The 19485-nt window shown below is 71.2% G+C and carries 18 protein-coding genes; 3 read left to right on the top strand and 15 right to left on the bottom strand.

Going from position 1 to position 19485, the window contains the following annotated elements:
- Nucleotides 1-344 precede the first annotated feature (344 nt).
- Genes B9S57_RS10360 through sbnA form a run of 12 tightly spaced genes read right to left on the bottom strand, consistent with a single transcriptional unit; the run spans nt 345 to nt 11444 of the window.
- A complete protein-coding gene (locus B9S57_RS10360; RefSeq protein WP_103515236.1) occupies nt 345-1433 on the bottom strand; it encodes a MupA/Atu3671 family FMN-dependent luciferase-like monooxygenase in 1089 nt (362 codons plus the stop codon).
- A gap of 17 nt (nt 1434-1450) precedes the next feature.
- The gene (gene acpS, locus B9S57_RS10355) at nt 1451-1807 is read right to left on the bottom strand and encodes a holo-ACP synthase (RefSeq protein WP_258036338.1); all 357 of its coding nucleotides are present in this window, start codon (nt 1805-1807) and stop codon (nt 1451-1453) included.
- An 8-nt stretch (nt 1808-1815) separates the two neighbouring features.
- Nucleotides 1816-2970, bottom strand: a complete 1155-nt coding sequence (locus B9S57_RS10350; protein ID WP_258036337.1) for an acyl-CoA dehydrogenase family protein — start codon at nt 2968-2970, stop codon at nt 1816-1818.
- A complete protein-coding gene (locus tag B9S57_RS10345; protein WP_103515235.1) occupies nt 2967-3599 on the bottom strand; it encodes an acyl-CoA dehydrogenase family protein in 633 nt (210 codons plus the stop codon). Before B9S57_RS10345 ends, B9S57_RS10350 begins: the two co-directional genes overlap by 4 nt.
- Nucleotides 3596-4474, bottom strand: coding sequence for a hypothetical protein (locus B9S57_RS10340; RefSeq protein WP_103515234.1), 879 nt, complete (start codon nt 4472-4474; stop codon nt 3596-3598). Before B9S57_RS10340 ends, B9S57_RS10345 begins: the two co-directional genes overlap by 4 nt.
- 3 nt (nt 4475-4477) lie before the next feature.
- Nucleotides 4478-4753, bottom strand: coding sequence for an acyl carrier protein (locus tag B9S57_RS10335; protein ID WP_103515299.1), 276 nt, complete (start codon nt 4751-4753; stop codon nt 4478-4480).
- Between the two features lie 38 nt (nt 4754-4791).
- Complete coding sequence (locus tag B9S57_RS10330) at nt 4792-6072, bottom strand: type III PLP-dependent enzyme (protein WP_103515233.1); 1281 nt, start codon at nt 6070-6072, stop codon at nt 4792-4794.
- On the bottom strand, nt 6069-7508 hold the full coding sequence (locus B9S57_RS10325) for an ATP-grasp domain-containing protein (RefSeq protein ID WP_103515232.1): 1440 nt from the start codon (nt 7506-7508) through the stop codon (nt 6069-6071). Before B9S57_RS10325 ends, B9S57_RS10330 begins: the two co-directional genes overlap by 4 nt.
- 1 nt (nt 7509) lies before the next feature.
- Complete coding sequence (locus B9S57_RS10320; protein WP_103515231.1) at nt 7510-8451, bottom strand: 3-oxoacyl-[acyl-carrier-protein] synthase III C-terminal domain-containing protein; 942 nt, start codon at nt 8449-8451, stop codon at nt 7510-7512.
- Nucleotides 8435-9385: an ornithine carbamoyltransferase gene (locus B9S57_RS10315; RefSeq protein WP_103515230.1), complete on the bottom strand. Its 951-nt coding sequence runs from the start codon at nt 9383-9385 to the stop codon at nt 8435-8437. The genes B9S57_RS10320 and B9S57_RS10315 overlap by 17 nt, the downstream gene beginning before the upstream one ends.
- Nucleotides 9386-9422: 37 nt before the next feature.
- Complete coding sequence (gene sbnB / locus B9S57_RS10310; protein WP_103515229.1) at nt 9423-10445, bottom strand: 2,3-diaminopropionate biosynthesis protein SbnB; 1023 nt, start codon at nt 10443-10445, stop codon at nt 9423-9425.
- A 3-nt stretch (nt 10446-10448) separates the two neighbouring features.
- On the bottom strand, nt 10449-11444 hold the full coding sequence (gene sbnA, locus B9S57_RS10305) for a 2,3-diaminopropionate biosynthesis protein SbnA (protein ID WP_258036336.1): 996 nt from the start codon (nt 11442-11444) through the stop codon (nt 10449-10451).
- A gap of 166 nt (nt 11445-11610) precedes the next feature.
- On the opposite strand from sbnA, the gene B9S57_RS10300 reads away from it, so the two are divergent.
- The 3 genes from B9S57_RS10300 (at nt 11611) to B9S57_RS10290 (ending at nt 14224) form a co-directional block, all read left to right on the top strand.
- A complete protein-coding gene (locus tag B9S57_RS10300) occupies nt 11611-13002 on the top strand; it encodes a condensation domain-containing protein (protein ID WP_103515227.1) in 1392 nt (463 codons plus the stop codon).
- Nucleotides 12990-13259: an acyl carrier protein gene (locus tag B9S57_RS10295; RefSeq protein WP_103515226.1), complete on the top strand. Its 270-nt coding sequence runs from the start codon at nt 12990-12992 to the stop codon at nt 13257-13259. Before B9S57_RS10300 ends, B9S57_RS10295 begins: the two co-directional genes overlap by 13 nt.
- 131 nt (nt 13260-13390) lie before the next feature.
- Nucleotides 13391-14224 (top strand): aminoacyl--tRNA ligase-related protein, encoded by an 834-nt coding sequence (locus tag B9S57_RS10290; protein ID WP_103515225.1) that lies wholly within the window; start codon nt 13391-13393, stop codon nt 14222-14224.
- A 31-nt stretch (nt 14225-14255) separates the two neighbouring features.
- Here B9S57_RS10290 and B9S57_RS10285 read toward each other — a convergent pair whose 3' ends face one another.
- Genes B9S57_RS10285 through B9S57_RS10275 form a run of 3 tightly spaced genes read right to left on the bottom strand, consistent with a single transcriptional unit; the run spans nt 14256 to nt 19286 of the window.
- Complete coding sequence (locus tag B9S57_RS10285; RefSeq protein WP_103515224.1) at nt 14256-15590, bottom strand: helix-turn-helix domain-containing protein; 1335 nt, start codon at nt 15588-15590, stop codon at nt 14256-14258.
- The gene (locus B9S57_RS10280; RefSeq protein WP_103515223.1) at nt 15587-17377 is read right to left on the bottom strand and encodes an ABC transporter ATP-binding protein; all 1791 of its coding nucleotides are present in this window, start codon (nt 17375-17377) and stop codon (nt 15587-15589) included. The genes B9S57_RS10285 and B9S57_RS10280 overlap by 4 nt, the downstream gene beginning before the upstream one ends.
- On the bottom strand, nt 17370-19286 hold the full coding sequence (locus B9S57_RS10275; protein WP_103515222.1) for an ABC transporter ATP-binding protein: 1917 nt from the start codon (nt 19284-19286) through the stop codon (nt 17370-17372). Before B9S57_RS10275 ends, B9S57_RS10280 begins: the two co-directional genes overlap by 8 nt.
- Nucleotides 19287-19485 lie beyond the last annotated feature (199 nt).

The following is a 19485-nucleotide window of genomic DNA, read 5'->3' as shown; positions in this document are numbered from 1 at the left end:
CGGAGAACCCGGACGCGCCTCGGGGTTCGGGCGAGCGGTACCTCCTGGCGGAAAACTCCGTCAGAAGCTTGCTGCAATCCATTGCAGTCAGGAAGTTACCGGTGCATGACAAAGCCGTAAAGAGGTCGCGCGGCAGCGGGTGCGCGACCGTACGGGCCGGCATCCTGGAGGGTCGGCCGGCGTGTGGACGTGATCCGGGTGTTCACCGCCCGGGCCCGCTGCGGCCGAGGAGCGGAAGGGCGCCCGTGGGAGACCCCGGGCAGCCCCGGGCGGAGCCGGGAACAACGGCTCGCGGACGCCGACGCCGGACGACGCCCGCGATCGCCTCCGCCCGGCCGGGGGCCTCAGACCTCCGTGCCAGGGCCCCCGCTGTCCGTGGCGACCCTGGCACGCACCGCGTCGAGGTGGTGCAGCGAGCGCATCACCTCTTCCCGGTCCACGCCGAAGTCGACGAGGCACGCGATCTCGTCCACGCCGAGCGCGGTGAGTCTGCGCACCACCTCGACGCCGTCCTCGACGGTGCCGAACAGGCCCGCGCTGGTGAACAGCCGGTCGAACTGCCTGGAGAGCATGAACTCCTTGTCCTGGGCGGAGACCCGGTTCAGGTCGAAGCCGTCGGCGCCGGGAGTGGCCGGGGACGCCGCGATCAGCTCCATCGAACTGCGCAGGTACCCGGTGAGCGGTTCGCGCACCAGGTCGCGTATGCGCGCGCGGTCCTCGCCGATCAAGGTGTGCAGCATCAGCACGACATGGCCGGGGGCGTCGGCGCCGTGCTCCTCGGCCAGCGCCTCCCGGTAGGTGGCGATGTTGCGCTCCAGGGCGTCGTCGGCCTGCCCCAGCTGGTGGGTCAGGATGCCAGCGCCGAGCGTGCCCGCGATCCGGAAGCTCTGCGGCGATCCCGCCGCCGTGATCCACACCGGCAACTCCGCCTGGACGGGGCGCGGGAAGAGTCGGACCCGGCGCCTCTCGCCCTCCGGCCCGTCGAACTCCGCCTCCTCGCCACGCCAGAGGCGCTGTACGGTGCGGACCGTCTCCACCATGATGTTCTTGCGGTCCTTGTAGTTCCCGGGCTGGAGCAGGAAGTCCCCCTCGTGCCACCCGGAGGCGAAGGAGACGCCCGCACGGCCGCCGGAGAGGTTGTCGACGACGGACCACTCCTCGGCTATCCGGACCGGATGGTGCAGAGGGGCCACCACACTGCCCGCGCGGATCGCCACCCGCTCGGTCACGGCGGCCAGGGCCGCCGCGGTCAGCGAGGGGTTCGGATACTGCCCCCCGAAGCTGTGGAAGTGCCGCTCGGGCGTCCACACGGCGCGGAATCCACGCGTGTCCGCGAAGCGCGCGCTCTCCATCAGGAGGCGGTACAGGTCGCCGTCGCCGTCCGCGGAGCTGTCGGCCGCGGTGTCGGCGAAGAAGAAGAGACTCAGGTCCATCGGTCCGTCCCTCGGATTCAGGTTGCTATGGCCACGCAGACCACCAGGCCGCCGTGGTGACTGAGCGACAGGTCGATCCGCTCGACGCCGGCCCGCTCGGCGACCGCCAGGGCCCCACCGCCGAGCCGGACCCGCGGCGCCCCGTGGGCGTCGGTCAGCACCTCGATCTCGTGCCAGACCAGGCCCTGTCCCAGGCCGCGGCCGAGCGCCTTCGCGCTGGCCTCCTTCGCGCAGAACCGCCCCGCCAGGTACTCCGCGCGCCGGGGCGCGCCCAGGGTCTCGGCGTGGGCGAGCTCCGCCGCCGAGAACACGATCCGCCGGCCGCCCGGATGAGCGGCGATCTTCGCGAACCGGGCGATCTCCAGCAGATCCACGCCCACTCTCACCGCGGACCGCCCGCCCTGACCCGCCCCCGCACCCACGCACGCGAGACGTGCAGGCGCTGGATGTCACTGGTGCCCTCCATGAACTCGAAGGAGCACACGTCGCGCGTCCACTTCTCCAGCAGCGGATGGTCCGTCAGCGCCGCCGGACCGAGCGACCGCACCGCCCATCGGGACGTCTCGCGCGCCGCCGCCACGGCGGCGATCTTGGCCGTGCTGGACAGCGCACCGGCGTCACGGTCGTGGTCCAGGGCCGCGCCCGCCTCGTAGACCAGGCGACGACAGCTCTCCAGGCGGGCCCTGACCGTCTCCAGGCCCGGCGCCCGCGGACGCTCGGTGCGCACGAGGTCCGCGCAGGCCAGTCCCGTGCCCACCGCGAGCGCGGCGACCTGGGGCCGCACGGTGTTGAACACGCGGACCGCGCCCCACAGTCCGCGCCTGGTGGGCGGCAGATGCCGGGCGAGCAGCCGTTCGTCCGGTACGGCGACGCCGTCGAGCCGGATCTCGCCCAGGGCGGCGCCGCGCAGGCCCACCATGTCCAGCCCCTGGGCGTCGAAGCCGTCAGCTCCGGCCTCCACGAGTGCGGCACGGATCGAGAGCGGGCCGGCGCCCGTCCGGGCGAAGATCACGCCGACGCTGCCGCGGGCGCCGTTGCCGACGTACTTCTTCGTCCCGTCCAGCCGGTGCGAACCGGGAGCGCCCAGGCTCAGGGCGCACTCCATCCCGCTGGCGTCACTGCCGTGGGCGGGTTCGGTCACGGCGAAGAACGCCCAGACGTCCGCACCGGCGACCGCACGGTAGAAGTACTCGCGCTGCCCCTCGTCGCCGAGCTGGTCGACGAGGATGCCGGCCAGGCTCGGGCCCGGGGCGGCAAGCACCATCCCCGCGTCCCCGTAGGCGAGTTCGGTCATCCACACCACCGTGTCCAGGGACGACCCCGAGGCGTACGTGAATCGGCCGACACGCAGCGGGTCGCCGTAGCGCTCCGGAGTCGTGCACCGGCGCACCAGGTCGAAGCCAGGCACACCCAGGTGCGGTTTCATCTCGGAGGGGGCCGCGTCGAGCGCCGCCGCGTGCTCACGCAGTTCACCCGCACACTCGGCGGCGGCGCCGCGCAGCGCCACCCGCCGTTCGTCGAGTCCGTCCACGGTCATCGTGCTCCTTCCGGGACGCCCGGCCGGGCGAGCCACAGGTCCGAGGCGAGCGAGGACAGATACAGGGCGCGCACCGGATGCCCGGTGATGTAGCCCTCCGCGCCGAACAGTCGTGTCGTCGCCCAGCCGGCCTCGGTCAGCCGCTCATGCTGGTCCCACACGGCCTCGGCCGACCCACTCGCGGGATCCACCGAGGCGATCTCGATCTCGGTGACCACGTCGGCCAGCGCCCCGCCCACCAGCTGATGCTCGATCAGCGGGACCCCGCCGAAGCGCCGGGCGGTCAGCCGCTCCACGGCCGCGTCCAGAAGGGCGGAGAGCACACCGACCCGTACGGCGGCAAGGCGGGCGGCGCGCAGCCCGGTGAGCCCCGCTCCGGTGCCCGTGCCCGTCGCGGTGAAGCGGACGAGGGCGAGCCCTTCGAGCGCGGCGAAGGGGTGCGGAAGCATCTCCGCGCCTCCGGCCGCCCCGCCCGGCTCCAGCGAGGCCATCGGCAGAAGCGCCGAGCCGCCCGGTGCCTCGACGGCGACGTCCAGGCCCTCCAGCACCGCTGTCAGCCCGGCGGCCAGACCGTCTTCGCACCCCAGGTCCCGGCAGCGCCTCAGGTCGGCCCCCGTGGTGCCGTTCACGAGGCCGCCGCCGGCCGCAGCCCGGCCCGGAACAGCCGGCCGGAGTGCGGATCGTAGTCGGCGACCACGGTGTAGCGGTCCGGCGCCCAGTGCTCGGCGAGCGCGGCCCACGCACTGGTGCACAGCCGGTCGGACGCCCCCTCGACCAGGTCGTCCCCGGCGCGCAGCAGCGGATCGAGCAGGTCGGCGAGCATCCGGCCCACCACCGTCCTGGTCCGCGGCCCGTGCCCGTGCCCGTTGAGCAGCCCCGCCGCCGCGTCCGGGCCGACGGCCCGCTCGTCCACGAAGTCGAGCTCCATGCTCCCCTGCCCCTCCGTGCTGCCCGCGCCCAGCAGGACCGCGCAGTCGGTGCTCGGCCCGGTGTGGGTGTCGGCGTCGTAGTAGGGGAGAGTCGACTGGTCCATCACGAGGACGGCGCCCTCGGTCAACTGCCGGGCCGCGTGCATGCCGGACAGGACGCGCAGCGCCGTGAACGGTGCGCCCACGCCCTGTCCCGACAACGAGAACACCTCCGGATTCCCCGGGCACTTCTCGGCCAGATAGCAGCCGGCCACGTCGACGACACTCATGTCGGGCACGTGGTAGGCGAGCACTACCTTGTCCAGCGGGGGCAGCGGCCGGTCCAGGCCGTCGAGGAGCCGCCCCGCCATGCCGATGAAGCTGTTGCCGCCGCCGCCCTCGTAGCGCGCGTGGTCGGGCTTCTCGCCGAAGGCGGCGAGGAACTGGGTCATGAACGTGAGATCGACCCCGGCCAGCGCGGCCGGCCGCCCGGGGAAGTCCCGGGCGGCCGGGCGGCCGAGCAGCAGAGTCCTGGTGCCGTCCGGGCGCGCGGTGTCACGCGGCGGCACGTCCGTCGTCCGCGTCGTCTGCCGCATCGGTCAGGACGCCTGCTCTTGTTCCGGCATGCGCGCCTCGACGTACGCGGTCAGGCTGCCGACCGTCTCGAAGACGTCCGGCGTCAGCTCGTCCGGATCGATCTGGAGCCCGAGCGAGTCCTCGAGCTCCATCAGCAGCTCGATCACGCTCGTGGAGTCCAGCCCCAGATCACTGAACAGCCGTGTCTGCGGCGTCAGTTCCGGCAGCTCCTTGTTCAGTACGGCGGCGAGGGCCTCCTGCAGCGTGCCGGCCGTCGTGGTGTTGTCGGTGTTCACCATGGTCTCTTCTCCCATACGAGGGCGGGGCGGGGGGCGGTTCAGCCGAGGTGATCGGCGTCGCGCAGTTCGGGATGGGTCTCCTGCTTGCCGAGGACGTCCTCGACGGAGTCCCGGCGGCGCACCAGGTACGAGCGGCCGCCCCGCAGGACGACCTCGGCCGGGTAGCCGTGGCTGAGGAAGTACACCGGCGAGGCCGAAGGACCGTACGCGCCGGAGCGCAGCACGCCGATGAGGTCGCCCGGACGGAGTTCGGGCAGGGCGACCCCCTTGGCGACCGTGTCGTTCGGGGTGCACAGCGGGCCGGCGATGTTCCAGCGGCCGGGCTCCTCGGACGGATCGGCCGTCCGGGAGAGCAGCCCGATCGGGAAGTTGCGCTTGACGAAGGACCCGATGCCCACCGCGGCCATGTGGTGGTGGGTGCCGCCGTCCGCGACCGCGAACTTCTCGCCCATGGACTCCTTGGTGTAGCGCACCCGCATCAGGTAGGTGCCACCGAGCGCCGTGAGATACCGGCCGGACTCCATGACGAGACGGGTCTCCGGGTGCGCCGAGACGAACCTGTCCAGCAGCGGATTGAGGTCCTTGGCCAGCACGGCCGTGTCCAGCTCCTCCTCACCGGCGAAGTAGGCCGCACCCAGACCGCCCCCGATGTCGACCGCCGCGAGGCTGATGCCGGTGGCCGCCGCGATGCGCTCGGCGAGGTCCAGGATGTACGCCGTGTTCTTGACGACGACCTCGGCGTCGAGGATGCGCGTGCCCAGATACACCTGGACCCCGGCCACGTCGGCGTGCCGGTACGCGGCCAGGGCCGGCCCCGCCGCCAGGATCTGGGCCTCGTCGATGCCGAACTGACGCGGCTTGCCACCCATGGTCAGACGCGAACCGGCGATGGAAAGCGCGGGGTTGACCCGCAGCAGCACCCGCTGGCGCACGTCCCGCGCGCGGGCCGTCCCGTCGATCCTCTCGAGCTCGTCGAACGACTCGCAGACGATCGCGTAGATGCCCGTTTCCACGCAGGCGTCGATCTCCTCCTGGCTCTTGCCGGGGCCGAGGAAGATGATGTCGGCCGGGTCCGTGCCCGCGTCGAGGACGAGGCGGAGCTCGGCGAGGGAGGAGACCTCGGCTCGCGCTCCCGCCGAGTGCAGGACGTCGTAGACGCCCCGGTTCGGGTTCGACTTGAGCGAGTAGAAGATCTCCAGCGAGGGGTGCAGCGCCGAGCGCAGCGCCTTGAGGTTGGCGGCGAGCCAGTCGCCGTCGTACACATAGGTCGGGGTTCCGTACTGTTCGGCGAGCCCGTTCCAGTCGGTCTCTTCACTCACGGCGTGGCCACCATTTCGTTCAGCAGGGTCTCGGCCCGTTCTCTCGTCCGCCGCACGTCCTGCTCGTCGTCACCGACACAGATCGCGTAGAGGCGCCCATAGGGCTTTCCCTCGGCCAGGAACATGGCGTTCAGCGTGGCGAAGTTGTTGATCAGCACACCGCCGCGACCGCGGGCCCCCGCCTCGGGGAGGCTCTCCAGGAGCAGATCGCCGAGCGCGGCGCGGACCTCCCCGAAGCCGTACGCACGGCCCGGCCTGAGATCGAAGGCCGTGGCGAGGGCGTACTGCCCGTCCGGGATCAGGCGCTCCGAGATCCGGTTCTGGTAGGTCGCCATGTTGAAGCGCGCGTTGATCTCCAGGCACGGATAGAGCGTGCCGTCCGCGGCGAGCAGCGCGTCGACCCCGACGAGTCCGAAGTAGCCCGCGGCCGCCAGCTCCTTGCCGATCACGTCGGCGGCCGCCCGCAGTTCCCCGACCTGGTCGGGCCGCAGGGCCGGGGGGAAGAGGTGCCCTCGGTGCACGCCGTTCTCCGTCAGCGCGGTCTTCACGGTCTCGAACGCGACCCCGCCGTCGCGGCCGACGACGAACTGGTAGTTCAGATCCGCCTGTTTGTCGATCCAGCGTTCGACGACGACCGACACACGCCGGTCGGCGCCTGCCCGGCGCTCGATCATCCGCAGCAGCCGCTCACCGCGTCCCGCGTCCTCCAGGACGACCATGCCGCGCCCCGAGACGCCCAGTGACTCCTTGACCACCACGGGGGTGCCCGTCCGGATCAGATGAGTGTCGAGTGCCGCGGCCAGCTCCTCCACCGTCCGGCACACGGCGCCCGGGACTGCGGTCAGCCCGGCCGCGTCGACCAGCTCCCGGCTGAAGATCTTCCCGTTCACCTCCTTGCAGACCGCGGCGCCGGGACCGGCCAGCGGCAGCCCGACGGCCTCGGCCAGAAGCTCCTCGTCCGGGGAGATGCCGAGCGGCATCAGATACGTACGCCCGTCGGCGAGCGCGCGCAGCGCCTCCAGCAGCCGGGGTGACTCCAGCGCGTCCACGGTGACCGACCGGTCCGGTACGTTGTGGTCGACCGTCAGGTGCTCGCCCTCGGCGGCGCCGAGCGCGTCCAGATACTCGGCGTAGCCGGGATCGACCGCGCCCTTGAGCACCACGGCGTCGTGTTCGTCGGCGAGCAGGACGCCGACCTCCTCGATCCGGTTCACCGTGGCCGACGAGAAGGACAGCCCGGTGCCGGGCAGCCTCGGCTCGTCGAGGCCCCAGACGCGCTCGACCTCGAAGTTGTTCACGTAGACGAACCGGGCGGTCGGGTCCGAGACCAGGGCGTACTTCAGCCGTGCGGTGAACCCGGCGGCCGTCGAGGGCCGTGGTGGGGACGGCGCGGGCGGGAACGACGCAGGTGGGGAAGACGCGGGTGGGGAAGACATGTCACTCCTGTCCGGTAGAGGTTCTGGCCACCGCGGCGGTGAAGGTCCCGCCCTGGCCGGCGGAGGCCAGGAGCACGGTCGCTCCCGGCCGCACCACGCCCTCGGCGCGCGCGGTCGAGAGGTTCATGAAGGGGTCCGCGCAGAAGCAGTGGCCGGTCTTCGGTACGTTCTTCAGATAGATCCGGTCGAGGGGGAGACCCAGCCTCCGCGCGGTGGTCGTCCACGAGTAGCGGTTCACGTTGTGCGGCAGCACGAGGTCGATCCGGTCGAGATCGAGACCCGCCGCGTTCACCGCGTCAAGAATCACCGAGGCCAACTCCGGTGCGTAGGCGAGGGTGTAGTGGTGCTGCAGTTCCTCCGGCATGTTCATGGCCTGGTGGAACTCGCCGCGGGTGCGGTGCGCCACGCTCAGCAGTGCGTCGCCCGGACCCTCCAGTCCGACCACCAGGCCGACCGTCGCGTCCCCGAGGACCGACGTCCCCGGAAGGTGCTGCATCACCGAGGACAGGGCCTTCTCACCGACCAGGACCAGCGCCGTGCTCCCGGCCGGCTCTGCCGCCAGCAGGCTCTCCGCCACCTTCAGCACGTTCAGGCCGACGGTGCAGCCCTGGTGGGACATCGAGAACGCGGTGGCACCGTCCAGTCCCAGCTTCGCGCGCAGCACGTCCATCCAGCGAAGGCCGGGCGGCGCGAGGTGCTGCACCGTGTGGGCGTGGATCAGGCAGCGCACCCGGGAACGGTCCAGGTCCGCCAGCGCCTCCTGCCCGATCGACAGCAGCATGTCCAGTGTGGAGAGCCCCTCGGCGATGACGACCCGTTCGAGCCCCAGGAACCGGGTCAGCAGCCTGAGCTCGGCACGGGACAGCTCCAGATGCTCACGCAGATCCGCGATGGCCGTGCTGTGCGCGGGGACGAAGGGCACGATCTTACGCAGATAGAGCACGGGACCACTCCAGGACGGCCATGGCGCTGTAGAGCTTGTTCTCGGCCTGGTCGAACGCGATGCTCGCGGGGCCGTCCAGCACCTCGGCGGTGACCTCCTCGCCCCGGTGGGCAGGCAGGTCGTGCATGAACACGGCCTTCGGGGAGCCTCCCATCAGCGCGTCCGTCACCTGGAAGGGAGCGAACACGCCACGCCAGTCCGGGTCCGGCTTGCTGGTCCCGGTGGTCTGCCAGCGCGTGGTGTAGGCGACGTCGAAATCCACCGGCAGCCGGTCCACGTCGTGTCGCTCACTCACGTCGGAGCCGTGCTCGGCCGCCGACCGCCGTGCTCGGGCGAGCACCGACCCGTCCACGCCGTAACCCGGCGGCGTACGCAGTTCGAGCCGGACCCCGCGGTACCGGCTCAGGCCGAGCGCGAGCGCCGCGGCCGAGTTGTTGCCCTCGCCGACGTACACGACGCTCAGGCCGTCCACCGCACCGAACCGCTGGGTCAGGGTGGTCAGGTCGGTCAGCCCCTGGGTGGGGTGCTCCTCGGCGCTCATCGCGTTGATCACGGCCATCCGCTGCTGCGCCGCCCAGGCGCGGAGCTCGCCCATGTCCCCCGCGGTGCGCGCCACCAGGACGTCGAGCATCCCCGCCATCACCCGGCCGGTGTCCTCGGTGGTCTCCCCGGTGTTGAGCTGCAGGTCGCCGGGTCCGTAGGTGACCAGACCCGCCCCGAGCCGCAGGGCTCCGGACGAGAACGCCGTACGCGTGCGGGTCGAGGTCTTGCGGAAGTAGACACCGACGACATCGCCGGCCAGGGCCGTGCCGGTGACCCCGTGCCCCTGCGCCGACCTGCGGGCCAGGGCCGCGCCACGCTCGACGATGTCCCGCACCTCCGAGTCGGCGAGGTCGTCGAGAGAGATCAGGTGCCTGCTGGGGTGCTTCGTCATGGAGCCAGCCTCCGTTCACTGCGGCGGACGCCGGGCCTCACCATCGTTCGACCTCGGCGAAGAAGTCGGGCACCTGCTGTACCTGGCCGGCCTCCCGGCCGACCCGCAGGATCTCCTGGCCGACAGCGAGGTCGAGAACCCCGAGGCCGAACGGTGAGAAGATCCGCGGCCGGTCCTGCCCCAGGCGCAGCTCCCCGAGTGCGAGCTGTGCGATCGTCCCGTCGATGAAGTCGCGGTGGCCGAACTTCTGCACCGCCAGGTGGGGCGAGGTACCGGCCTTCAGACAGTGGTCCACGTCGTCGAGGACGTTGTGGGAAGCGGCGATCAGCTCCGGGCCGATATCGCGGAGCGAGATGTTGAGCACCGTCTGGCCGGGGGCCAGGGCGCCCGGGTCCAGGATGTGGGGCGTGGCGGCGGTCGTCGCCAGTACCACGAGGTCGGCGCCGTCCACCGCCTCCTCGAGGGTGCCCGAGACGCGGGCCCGGTAGCCGAGTGTCCCGGCGTGCCCTGCCGACCTCCTCGCGTACTCCTCCACCGTGTCGTGCACCGTGATCTCGCCGAAGGCCCAGTCGAGCGCGTGGAAGAACTCGAGGATGTTGCGGGAGATGACGCCCGCGCCGACGACGGCCACCTTCGCCGCCTCCCGGGAGCCGTGCAGCTGCTCGGCCCCCAGCACGGCGGAGGCCGCGGTGCGCGCCGCGCTGATCTGGGCGGCCTCCAGACAGGCGAAGGGATAGCCCGTCTCCAGGTCGTTGAGCAGCAGTACCGCCGAGGCACGCGGGATGTTGCGCGCGATGTTGCCCGGGAAGCTGCCGATCCACTTGATGCCGGCCAGGCCCTCCGTCCCACCGGCTGCCGCGTCCGCCGGCAGGGCCGCGGGCAGGGCGATGATCCTCGCGTCGGGCCTGTCGGGGAAGCGCAGGAAGTAGCTGTCAGGGTTGATCGTCGCGCCGCGGTGATGGGCCAGGTAGGTCTCCCTGACCCGGGCGTAGATCTCCGGTCGGGAGGTCTCGATCACGGCGCGGACGCTCTTTCCGCCCATCACCTGGAAGGAGAACATGGGTCAGCTCCTCGCCCTCGTCAGCTCGAACAGCTCGTCGTCGGACTCTTTGAGGCATTCGGGGCCGAAGGTGCCGGTCACCCAGTCGTCGTTGTAGATCGTCTGGACATAGCGCTCGCCCAGGTCGGGTGAGACAGCGACCACCCGTGAACCCGCCGGGAGTTCGGGGGCACGCTGCAGAACCGCCCGCACCACCGACCCGGTCGAGCCCCCGGCGAAGAGCCCGTAGCGCCGGGCGAGCCATCGGCAGGTGCGTACGGTGTCGGTCTCCGCGACCAGCTCGGTGTCGTCCACCAGCTCCGTGCGCAGGATCTCCGGGCGTCTGCTCGTCCCGATCCCTGGGATGTACCGCCGTGCCGCCGGATGGCCGAAGTTGACCGAGCCGACGGCGTCCACCGCGATGATCCGGGTCCCCGGCGAGTGCCGGCTGAAGTGGTGGATGCAGCCCATCAGGGTCCCGGAGGTTCCGGTGCCCACGAACAGGTAGTCCAGGTCCGGGACGGCGGCGGTGATCGCCGCCGCCGTGCACCGGTCGTGCACCGCCCAGTTCGCCGGGTTCGCGTACTGGTTCAGCCAGACGAGGTCCCGGTCCTCGGCCAGCTGCTCGTGGATGTAGCCGATCCGGGTGCCCAGGTAGCCGCCGCTGGCGTCCAGCCGGTTCACCGTCACCACCTCGGCACCGAGGGCCCTGATGATCTCGACGCTCAGTGCCGAGGTGCTGGGATCGGTGACGCACAGGAAGCGGTACCCCTTGGCGGCGGAGACCACCGCCAGGGCGATGCCGAGGCTGCCCGAGGACGACTCGACGAGCCGGGAGCCCCGGCGCAGGACGCCCCGGCGCTCGGCGTCCTCCACCATGCTCCGTGCCGTCTTCAGCTTGATGGACCCGGCAGGGTTGAGGCCCTCTATCTTCAGATAGAGATCGATATTCGCGGCAGCGTCGTCGAGATGAAGGAAGACATCGTCCTGGACCATCTCGTACGCGTTTTCATATATCAATTCTCGTCAACCCCGCATCGGAGAATTCAAGGACGATTATCACGAGCACAGCGTAGGGAGGGGTTTCCGGCGGGGGACAGGCAAGTGCCCGGCAGTTTGGTACAGGCAGGAAAGTTGCCGTTCCGATTCCTTGTCGAGCCTCGTGGACCCGTGCCGTACTTGACCCATGACGAAGAGGAATTCCGTGCCCGCGGTCGGCGGCGAGCTGACTCCTGGTCAGGAAGCTCTCTGGCTTATCCAGAATCTCGACCCCGATTGCGTCGCCTACAACGTCACGGCGGCGCTCAGTCTGCATTTCCCGGTGGACGCCGCGGTACTTGAGTCGGCCGTCCGGGCCACGATCCTCGACCACAGCCTGCTCGGTTCGGTGTTCGCCTGCGACGACAGCGGCCGCGTCCGCCGCCACCCGGCGCCGGCCACAGCCCCCGTCTTCGAGCGGCACGAGCCGGACCTCGGCGCGGACGACTTCCGCGACTTCGCGCTTGGCCTGACCCGGCGCCCGTTCGGCCTCGACCGGGAACCGCCCGTCAGGGCCGCGCTCCTGCGGCCCCGCGGCCGTCCGGACGTCCTGCTGATCACCGCCCACCACATCGTGGCGGACAACATCTCGCAACTGCTGATCTGCCGGGAGATCCTCTCGCGGTACGCGGCGCTACGCGCGGGCCGCCGACACGAGCCCCAGGACGCCGGTGCCGTGTTCGACCGGTTCGTGGCCCGTCAGCGTGCGTATCTGGACTCGCCGCGCGCGGACCGGGCACGTCAGCACTGGAAGCGTGAACTCCGGGGCGTGTCGGAGCACGTCACCCTGCCCGCCGACCGGCCGAGGCCGCCGATCTACCGTCCCGAGGGCGCGGAGATCGACCTCGAACTGCCCGCAGACCTGGTGGCGGGGTTGGACGGCGCGGTCGCCGCGAGGAACGTCACCCTGTTCGCCTATCTCCTCTCGGTCTTCGAGCTGCTCGTCTACCGGTTCAGCGGCCGGACGACGTTCGTGGTCGGCTACCCGGTCACCCAGCGGCGGGGTCCGGGAGCACGCGACGCGATCGGATACTTCGTCAACACCCTGGCACTGCGGGCGGACCTGGACCCCGAGGACGGCTTCGACGCCCTGGTCCGCCGCACGTCCGCCGCCCTGTGGCGCAGTCTGATGCACCGCGACTACCCGTTCGCGCTGCTGTCCGGACTCGTCGACCTGCCGCGCGACCCCGGCCGGCCGGGGCCGGTCACCGTCCTGTTCGCACTCAACGAGCTCGACGTGGACGACCCCATCGCCGCGGCGATGGAACCCGGCCGCGAGGTGGAACACGCCGGGCTGCGCACCACTGAGTACTACCTGCCGCAGCAGCAGGGGCAGTTCGAGCTGTCCCTCCAGATGACGCGGCGCGCCCGCAGCATGCAGGCCAAGCTCAAGTACAACACCTCCTTGTTCACCGAGCGCACTGCCCGACGGCTGGCCGGGGACTATCTGGAACTCCTGCGCTCGGCCGTCGGCGAAACCCTTCCCCCTGCTCTGCGCGAGCTGATCCCAGAAGCGAGAGTGAATCGATGGACAGCATGAGAATCGACACCGACCGGGCCACCCGCCGTGCGCTGATCCGCGATGTCGCGGTCGCGATCTTCTCCGCCGAGCCCGCCGCGGTCGAGGCGGCCACGGACTTCGAGAAGGACCTTGACGTCGACTCCCTGCTCGCCGTGGAGTTCGTCGTCGAGCTGGAGAGCGTGCTGGGCGTTCCCCTGCACGTCGATCAGATCCCCGCGCTCATGGCAGGTCTCGACGGTGCCTACGACACGGTCGCCGAGACCGCCGGCTGGTAGACGCCCGCGCCGGGGCCACCCGCGTCCCCGCACCTCCCGTGCCCGTCGGCACGCCCACGCCCCCCAGGCACACCGCACCGCGTGTCCACCTCTCACCCATCCCGCATTCCCCAAGGAGCGTGACTGTCCCGATGACGACGACGAAGGCCGGCTGGGTGCTGCCCACCGGGATACCCGGGCTGCTGAGCTTCACCCCGAAGTTCGAGCAGGTCCTGACGAATCTCCAGGCCGCCCTCACGGCCGTGGACCCCTCCGCCTCGCCCGGCCCGACCTGGTACGCACCGGTCGTCCCGCGTGCGAACATCGACCGCGCGCAGTACGCCGAGTCCTTCCCGCAACTGCTGGGGTCGGTGCACGCACTGCGGACCGGCGAGAACCCGGAGTCCCAGGACCCCACCGCCGCACCGTCCGAGACGGACGTGGTGCTCGCCCCGGCCATCTGCTACAGCGTCTATCCGCAGATCGCGGACAGCACCGTCGAGGAAGCCCACTTCTTCGACGCGGTCGGGCACTGCTACCGCCACGAGGCGACCAGCGAGTACGGGCGCTTCCGTTCCTTCCGGATGCGTGAGTTCGTCGTGGTCGCCGGGCAGGAGGAGGCCTGGCAGTGGAGGGACGCCTGGATCGCGCGCACGGAGGAGCTGTTCACCAGGCTCGGGCTGAAGATCTCCGTCCAGCAGGCCAGCGACCCCTTCTTCGGTCCCGGCGACCGCTTCATGCGCACGAGCCAGATCCAGCAGGACCTCAAGTACGAGTTCCACACGCAGGTCTACGACGGTGACCCGGGCACCGCGATCGCCTCGGCCAACTGCCACAAGGACCATCTCGGCGAGCGATTCGCCATCGGCTTCGCCGACCAGGGACCGGCACACAGTTCCTGCATGGCCTTCGGTCTCGAACGCACCGTATCCGCCCTGGTCCACGCACACGGCGACAACCTCGACGACTGGCCCGAGATCGGCTGAGCCGGTCCGCGGGCCGTACGGGCCCGGTGGTTCAGCCGAGTGCTGGACCGCCGGGCTCAGGCGTCGGACGGCCCGAGCGCAGCAGGACCTCGGACCCGAAGGGGGCCAGCCGGTAGTGGTAGGGGTGTGCCGGATCGGGAAGCAGCAGTGAGGTGTCCAGGAGGTCGGAGACGAGCGTCAGGGGGTTGGGCCCCTCGGGGTGGGCCGACCGGTCGTAGCCGGCACTGATCTCGTCGAGCACGAAACGGCGCGAGGGCAGAGCCGCGATGCGCTCCAGCAGCAGCCGGTGGTCCTTGCTCAGGAGGTCGACGCTCCACAGGATGCTGTCCGTCACCGACCGCTGGTGGCGCAGCAGCGCGTGGTCGTTGGACCAGAGCATTTCCGGCGTCGGCCCGTACGAGAGCATCAGGCGGATGGGTATCGCCCGCAGGCACTCGGCCGCGAACTCGATGTAGCGCGGCAGACCGCCGAGCCGGCGACACAGCTCGGCGACCAGCGGCAGGTCCTTCTCCAGCTCCGTGGCCGCGGGGGTCGCGCTGCCGACATGGCGCAGGAACAGCTCCACAGCCGGTGCGCGGGACAGCGGCTCACCGGGCGGGTGCTCGAGGGGCAGCGGCTGGATCTCCCGGTTCGCGCCCATCCGCTCGGTCAGCCTGCGACGGGTGGTGATGATGATGTGGACGGCGGGGAACGCGGCCTGGAGCTCCCTGGTGGCCGCCATCACACCGGCCGGGATGTGCTCCGCGTTGTCCAGCACCAGCAGCATGTCGGTGTCCGGCCCGATCTCCGGAGTGCCGGTGCCGGGCCGGCCCGGTGCGAGGCCCCGCGCCATCTGCCGGCGCACCCGCTCCAGCACCGCGGCCGTCTGCTCCCCGTGCCGGCCGTCCTCGGGATCGAGGTCGCCGAGCTCCACCGCCTCGACGCCGTCCCGGAACAAATGGCTGACCTGCGCGGCCACGTCCAGGGCCATCCGGGTCTTGCCGACCCCTCCCGGGCCCAGGAACGTCGTCAGCCGGTGCGTGCGGACGGTGTGCACGAGCTGCTGGTGCGCCGAAGGGCTGCCGACCAGAGCGGAGTCCGGCGCCTGGAGCCCGCGCCACCGTGCGGGCTCCGGGCTCTCGGCGCACTGCTGCTGCTCGTCCGTGACGCCGAGCGCGTTCACCAGCAGGTCCACCGAGGAGCGGCGCGGGTTCTGCACCCGGCCCAGCTCCAGGTTCCTGATGGTGCGCACGCTCAGGCCCGAGTACTCCGCGAGTTCTTCCTGGGTCCAGCCGCGCTGCATTCTCAGTGCCGCGAACCGCCGGGAGTTCCAGACGGGCAGGTGCCCGCCCAACAGGGCGAATCCGTCGGTGTAGTCGAGCGTCATCGGTACCCCTGGGATTGAAGTTCGAACAGCTCGGCGTAGAGGCCGCCCTGGGCCATCAGCTCCTGGTGACTGCCCTGCTCCCTGATCCTTCCGCCGTCCAGTACGACGATCAGGTCGGCCATGCCCACGGTCGAGAACCGGTGCGAGACCAGCAGGGTGACGGTGCTGCGCTGCCGCCCCTCGCGCGCCGCCGCGGCGAAACGCTCGAACAGGGCGTTCTCGGTGTGGGCGTCCAGCGCGGCCGTCGGCTCGTCGAACACGGCGATCAGGGGATCGGTACGCATCAGCCCGCGCCCCAGCGCCAGCCGTTGCCACTGGCCGCCGGACAGCTCCGCCCCGTCGTCCCAGCGGTTCCCGAGCTGGGTGTCCAGACCCTGCGGCAGGCTGTCCACGACACCCGAGGCGTCGGCCCGCTCCAGGGCGGCTCCCACGGCGGCCCGGTCCTCGATCCGCGGCAGATCACCGACGCCCACCGTCTCCAGGACGGGGAACTCCAGCCGGACATGGTCCTGGAAGGCCGCGGAACAGCGGGACCGCCACTCGGCGGTGTCGCACGTCGCCAGGTCCACCCCGTCCACGAGGATCTTGCCGGAGTCCGGCCGGTAGAAGCCGCAGAGCAGCTTGATCAGCGTGGTCTTGCCCGCCCCGTTGTCCCCGACCAGGGCTACGACCGCACCCGGCGGCAGGTGCAGGTCCACCCCGGCGAGCACGCCGCGGCCGTCCTCAGCACCCGGATAGGCGAAGCCGACATCGCGCAGCTCGATGCCCTGTTCGAGGGTCTCGGGCAGGGTGGCGGAGACCTTGCGGGCGGCGCGCTCCTCGGCCACGTAGTCCTGGAGCCACACCAGGATGCGGCCCACTCGCAGAACCACCAGGAAGTAGGTGCCGTAGCGCACCGCCGTGCTGACCGTCATGGTGAGCTGGGCGGCCAGGCCCAGCACCAGGACGACGTCTCCGGCCGTGGCCTCACCGCGCACGGCGAGTACCACGACGAGCGTGATCGCGGCGATGTATCCGAGGGTGGTGACCACGGCGTCGAGCGCCTGAAGGCCCGCACCCCGCCAACTCGCCCGGTTGCGCTGCCCGATCACCCCGCCCGACACCTGCCGGTGGCGGGCGCCGAGCAGGTCTGTCAGACCGTAGACGCGCAGCTCGCCCGCCGCGTCGGTCGACGTGCCCAGCTCGAACAGGTGCCGGCGCAGGCGTTCCTGCTCGCTCGTCGCCTCCTGCGCCCGTACGGTCAGATCACGGCTGAGCTTGCCGAGCCAGAAGGACACCAGGGCGAGCACGGGCAGGCACAGCAGCAGCGGGTCCACACCCGCCAGCAGGACCGCGGTGACGATCATCGTCGCCCCGACCCGCAGCACACCGGCCGTCGCGTTCACCATGCCGGACATCTGGCCCTGCTGCTCGCGGATGCGCTGCACCTGGTCCAGGTAGGCCGGGAACTCGTAGTGCGTCAGCCCCTCGGCGCCGCCGAGCAGCCTCATCAGCCGCCTGCCGGCCGCCGCCGTGGCACGCTCCTGGACGGTGAACAGGCAGTGCACGTAGTAGAAGACCGAGCCCAGCGCGACACCGACGGCGAGGGCGAGCAGCACGGCGGCGCCGAGGCCGAGGCCGGTGTCGCCCGAGACCGCCGCGTCGATGATCAGCTTGGCGCCGAGCCCGCCCAGAGGCACGGAGACCTCGAAGAGAATGCCGGTCAGGAACTGCATCGTCGCGTGGAAGGGGGCAGACCCCACACCGATCCGCATCAGTTCCCGGTAGCCCCGCAGTGTCTTACGCATGTCCCGCCTCCGCCGCCGCCCGCGACGCCGCGGCCGCGCTCCCACCGCTCCGGGGCTCGACGAAGCGAGCCGCCTGGAGGTCGAACATCGCCGCGTACCGCCCCTGACGGGCGAGCAGTTCCTCGTGACCGCCGTCCTCCACGACCACACCCTTCTCCAGTACGACGATGCGCTCCGCACGCCGTACGGTGGAGAAGCGGTGCGAGATCAGGATCGTGGTCAGTCCGGCCGTCAGCTCCAGGAAACGTTCGTAGATCTCCGCCTCGGCCCGCACGTCGAGCGCGGCGGTCGGCTCGTCGAGGATCAGGACCCGGGCGCCCGCGTCCACCGCGAACAGGGCACGGGCGAGCGCGATGCGCTGCCACTGCCCGCCCGACAGGTCCGTTCCCCCCGTGTACTCCGGCGAGAGCACGGTGTCCCAGCCGCCCGGCAGCCCCTCGATCAGGGGCAGTGCCCCCGCCCGGTGCGCCGCCTCACGCAGACGGTCCCGGTCGCCGGCCCACTGCGGCGCGCCCATGGAGATGTTCTCCGCAGCGGTCAGGTGGTAGCGCGCGAAGTCCTGGAACAGCACGCCGATGCGTTCACGCCAGGCCGCGGGGTCCAGGTCCGCCAGATCGTGGCCGTCGACGCGGATGACACCGGAGGTCGGGGTGTGCAGACCGCACACCAGCTTCACCAGCGAGCTCTTTCCCGCTCCGTTCTCCCCGACGATGGCCAGTGAACGGCCGGCGGCGATCCGGAGGTCGATCCCGCTCAGCGCCTCCCGGTCGTTCGCGGGGTAGCGGAACCTGACCCCCTCGAAGTCGATCCGGGCCGTGGGGAACCCGGCGGGCAACTCGGTGAGCCGCGGCCTGTCCCGCACCTCCGCGGAGAGCCGCGCGTCCAGGCTCAGGACGCGGGGGACCGCGGCACCGGCGAACGACAGGTAGGCGTTGTTGTCGTCGAACGCCGTGTAGTTGTTGGCCAGTACGAGCGCCTGGGTGTAGACGGCGACCGCTCCGAGCCCGATCTCCTGGTGGACTGCCGCCCACGCCAGCACGCCGTACGAGACCAGGTTGATCAGGGCGACCGACCCGGTGGCACCCAGCACGACCCGGGCGCGCGGTTTGCGCTCCCGCCAGACCGGCTCCGTCGCCTCACTCCAGGACCGGCCGAACCGGTCGATGAGCCAGTCCAGCAGGCCCCAGATCCGTACCTCCTTGGCCGCGGGCCGGGTCAGCACCAGATCGCGCAGGTACTCCGCCCGGCGCAGGGCGGTGCTGCTCTCGCCGCCCGCCTGGCCGACCCGGAAGTACTCCCGCTGCATGAAGTGCACGATCACCGGCCAGGCCAGCAGCCAGAGCAGTCCCAGCCACCAGTGGAAGGTCAGCAGCAGGGCCGCCGCGGCCAGCGCGCGCAGCCAGGCCGGGAGCACCACCGACAGAGCGGCCACGGCGTGGCTCGGCCGGTCGGTCTCCGTGGTCCCCAGTCCGCGCACCACCCTGAGGGCGTCGAGCACATGGGGGTCCGTCAGGTGGGCCGTGCCCTCCGGGCGGCCCGTCGCCGCCATGACACGCTGCTGCAGATCCCGGTCCACCTCGCGGCCGAGGGTCTCACCGAGCGCGGTCAGGAGCGGCGCGAGGGTCTGCTGCACCAGCACCAGCCCCCCGGCCACGGCCAGCAGGACGAAGGTGTGCCGCCCGGCCGGCGAGGACAGTCCGCCGTCGAGCGCCTCCGCGATCGATCCGATGAGCAGCCCGGTCACCACCGCGCCGGCCATCGGGAGCACCGCGGCCACCAGCACACTGAACAGGCCGAGTACCGCCTTGGTCCGGCTGATGCGGGGGAGCAGGCCCAGGAGGGTGATGATTCCGTGGACGGTCGGGGGGATCTTCGGCCTTCGGCTCAGGGGGATGCGCAGAAGGGGCATGGGATGGGCACACTTCCTGTCCGGTCGAGATGATGCCGCGAGGGGAGGGGCGCAGACGGCCCCCAAGCTAGGAAGGCCCGGTTCGAGGACGGTACGGCGGCGGTATGGATTCGTTGTTCGCCCACCACGGGCCCCGGTGGCGGAACTCCCGAGCACGGAGGCAGCCGCGGGTCGAACCGGTGGGTCCGGGGGCCGGGCG

The organism is Streptomyces sp. SM10 (assembly GCF_002910915.1).
Classification (GTDB): domain Bacteria; phylum Actinomycetota; class Actinomycetes; order Streptomycetales; family Streptomycetaceae; genus Streptomyces.
Note: the sequence above shows the minus strand (reverse complement) of the source record. Positions and strands in the feature narration are given on the sequence as shown.

Coding starts and splice junctions, on each gene's coding strand:
- B9S57_RS10360 (WP_103515236.1), bottom strand. CDS start 1,433: ATGGACCTGAGTCTCTTCTTCTTCGCCGACACCGCGGCCGACAGCTCC.
- B9S57_RS10315 (WP_103515230.1), bottom strand. CDS start 9,385: ATGACGAAGCACCCCAGCAGGCACCTGATCTCTCTCGACGACCTCGCC.
- B9S57_RS10275 (WP_103515222.1), bottom strand. CDS start 19,286: ATGCCCCTTCTGCGCATCCCCCTGAGCCGAAGGCCGAAGATCCCCCCG.
- B9S57_RS10350 (WP_258036337.1), bottom strand. CDS start 2,970: ATGACCGTGGACGGACTCGACGAACGGCGGGTGGCGCTGCGCGGCGCC.
- B9S57_RS10340 (WP_103515234.1), bottom strand. CDS start 4,474: ATGCGGCAGACGACGCGGACGACGGACGTGCCGCCGCGTGACACCGCG.
- sbnB (WP_103515229.1), bottom strand. CDS start 10,445: ATGTTCTCCTTCCAGGTGATGGGCGGAAAGAGCGTCCGCGCCGTGATC.
- B9S57_RS10280 (WP_103515223.1), bottom strand. CDS start 17,377: ATGCGTAAGACACTGCGGGGCTACCGGGAACTGATGCGGATCGGTGTG.
- B9S57_RS10295 (WP_103515226.1), top strand. CDS start 12,990: ATGGACAGCATGAGAATCGACACCGACCGGGCCACCCGCCGTGCGCTG.
- B9S57_RS10285 (WP_103515224.1), bottom strand. CDS start 15,590: ATGACGCTCGACTACACCGACGGATTCGCCCTGTTGGGCGGGCACCTG.
- B9S57_RS10335 (WP_103515299.1), bottom strand. CDS start 4,753: ATGGTGAACACCGACAACACCACGACGGCCGGCACGCTGCAGGAGGCC.
- B9S57_RS10325 (WP_103515232.1), bottom strand. CDS start 7,508: ATGTCTTCCCCACCCGCGTCTTCCCCACCTGCGTCGTTCCCGCCCGCG.
- B9S57_RS10300 (WP_103515227.1), top strand. CDS start 11,611: ATGACGAAGAGGAATTCCGTGCCCGCGGTCGGCGGCGAGCTGACTCCT.
- B9S57_RS10290 (WP_103515225.1), top strand. CDS start 13,391: ATGACGACGACGAAGGCCGGCTGGGTGCTGCCCACCGGGATACCCGGG.